Here is a 2,105-nt window from a genome sequence, read left to right as displayed (position 1 = left end):
AGTTCCTACTCAATAGGTGTCAAGACATCAAAGAGCTCAACCAACTAGTAAAAGAGTCTATTAGTATCTATAACAATATGAGACCACATCTTAGCCTCGGGATGAAAACCCCAAATGAGGTTCATGAAAAAAGCCAGCTGCTAACGCAGTTGGCTTAGCATAAAACTGTCAACGTATTTTAGGACGAGACATGAAATCCAATAAATATAGGATTCAGAGCTCTAGCAAGAGTTCATTAGAGCGAAGCGAAAAAGCGTTGCCAACCGGAGGCGACTTAAGGCAGCTGCACGAAGGGTGCTCGCTCGCGAGCATAAATCCCTAGTCGTGTGCGACTCCAACTCTCCGCCACATTCAAAACCCTAGTCGAAAGACTGGGGTTTTCTCGTTTTAAGATGCTAAAAACTTGTGAAGGAATTCAAATTCCAGTCGTGTACGACCTCAGACTAGGCGTCCCCCTCACTTAGCAAAATTCAGAAAACCTGCGAAGAAATTTGCAGGCTTTCGTCGTTTCTGAGTCTTAAATTATCAAGTCGAAAGATTGAAATAGGCGGTGTTGAGTTTAATGGCAGTCATAAGGCGAGACCTGAGCCTAACGAGCGTATACAGTTATAATTGAAACGCCAATTATCGACGTAAATCTATACGTATTAGTAAGCCAAAAGTTCTCGTTTTTGTCCTAGTGAAATTTCGTAAGCCTATGAAATAAATGGGTATCTTCTCCATGGTCGACTTTTCTATGAGGTCTCTATAATTCCCTATTCTCGTTTTGCACCGAAGGTTAATATCACAAATGCAACCTTGTACTTGTGCAACTTGTTGATTTTGCGTAAGGATTTTCCTTAGAATACTGAAAAGTAAGGTGTCGGCTGGGGTATATTAATGAGAATTCAGCCTAATACACTGTTATGTTCTATTGGAGTTTTTATGCTGAGAGTCAAACTAACAAGAGATAGTGTATGTATAGGAGATGACTGCGATGCTCCTCACTTCTTAAAATTAGAATTGCCAGAGACCTCAACTATTCAAACTTTAGTTGATGCTATTGATGCTCGCTCTTACCTGGCGAAAGTGGCTGGTTTCGATCATCAATGGATACTCTTAGCTAACAATGAAGAAGCCGCTCGTTTGAAAGGCAATGACCTTGAAGTCCCAGAAAAAGGAGCAGTAAGCCTATCTTCTCTTGCTTTAAACGGGGTGCTCAAGGTTCATTTCCAATATTCAAGCTCACGAACATAACAAGTAGTTCAAGTGGGATGCCAAACAGTGTGCTGATTTTCGCTCCGCTCAAGGCTAGCACACTAGTTGTTTGTCACCCCTTAACTAAGCGTTATACGTTTGAGGAAGTATGGAAGTTTTAGAACTGATCTTTGACCCAACGGTCATTATAAGTTTGTTATTAGCGGTATTTTCCGCATACCTTGGGAAGTTGGGTAAATTCATTGTTTCAAGCTTTACTCGGACTCCAATGATGCTCAAAAAATTCTGGCGCTTGCGGAAATGGAAGAGAGTTAAACGTTATTACCTAATTTCTAGTAATCCATATGAGATAACATGGAATATTGTAAGAACTTACTTCTATTTAACAGTGTTTATAATGTGCATGCTCTTTTATGTTGTATTTGTAAAGTTAGGTGCTTTTGGTGATGTTGGTGGTTTTCCTCCAGAAGTTCAGCATCTAATATTCTCGCCGATCTATATCTTTGAAGTCTTATGGCTCAAGCAGCGTGGCTTTACTCGAGACTTGATTGAGCTAAAGGATAGGCGACGGAAAAAACGTATAACAAAGCGTTCAAGAGTGATTCGCAACGCTTAGCATTTTTCGTTTTAATTCGCTTATGTGTTTTCGGTGTGACTAGTTAGTCTAGCTTATAGCGTTGCTCATCACCTTAACGCGGCGCTGGCGGATCCCCTCATAATTCTCCCAGTCCACAGGCATGTGTCAGCCGTTGGTATTCCACTATCGCCCAGTGATATTGTGATTCACTTATTCGGTACCTTCGATGGCAACGAACTTCTTTACCAAGCCTTGGGATCGAGAGTACGCGTCGGTGCTTAATGGTGTTCGCTTGAAAGTCATAATGCCATTTCGCTTGTATAGCGATTAA

At 41.2% G+C, this 2,105-nt stretch carries 3 protein-coding genes and 1 pseudogene; 3 read left to right on the top strand and 1 reads right to left on the bottom strand.

Features of this window, described 5'->3' with window-relative positions; translation table 11 throughout:
* The 3 genes from DPF93_RS20925 to DPF93_RS20915 all read left to right on the top strand — a co-directional run.
* Window positions 1-158, top strand: a 158-nt coding sequence (locus DPF93_RS20925; protein ID WP_164675410.1) for an integrase core domain-containing protein, incomplete at its 5' end; no start/stop codon positions are given.
* A gap of 721 nt (window positions 159-879) precedes the next feature.
* Window positions 880-1,236, top strand: a complete 357-nt coding sequence (locus DPF93_RS20920; protein ID WP_208638809.1) for a hypothetical protein — start codon at window positions 880-882, stop codon at window positions 1,234-1,236.
* Window positions 1,237-1,345: 109 nt separating this feature from the next.
* Window positions 1,346-1,813 (top strand): hypothetical protein, encoded by a 468-nt coding sequence (locus tag DPF93_RS20915; protein ID WP_047483056.1) that lies wholly within the window; start codon window positions 1,346-1,348, stop codon window positions 1,811-1,813.
* Between the two features lie 97 nt (window positions 1,814-1,910).
* Here the strand turns inward: DPF93_RS20915 and DPF93_RS21400 are convergent.
* A pseudogene (locus DPF93_RS21400) lies at window positions 1,911-2,105 on the bottom strand (IS4 family transposase); the annotation flags it as partial.

Origin of the sequence: Vibrio rhodolitus, from assembly GCF_003350325.1 — a bacterium.
GTDB lineage: Bacteria > Pseudomonadota > Gammaproteobacteria > Enterobacterales > Vibrionaceae > Vibrio > Vibrio rhodolitus.
This window is presented reverse-complemented; position numbering and strand designations above follow the sequence as displayed.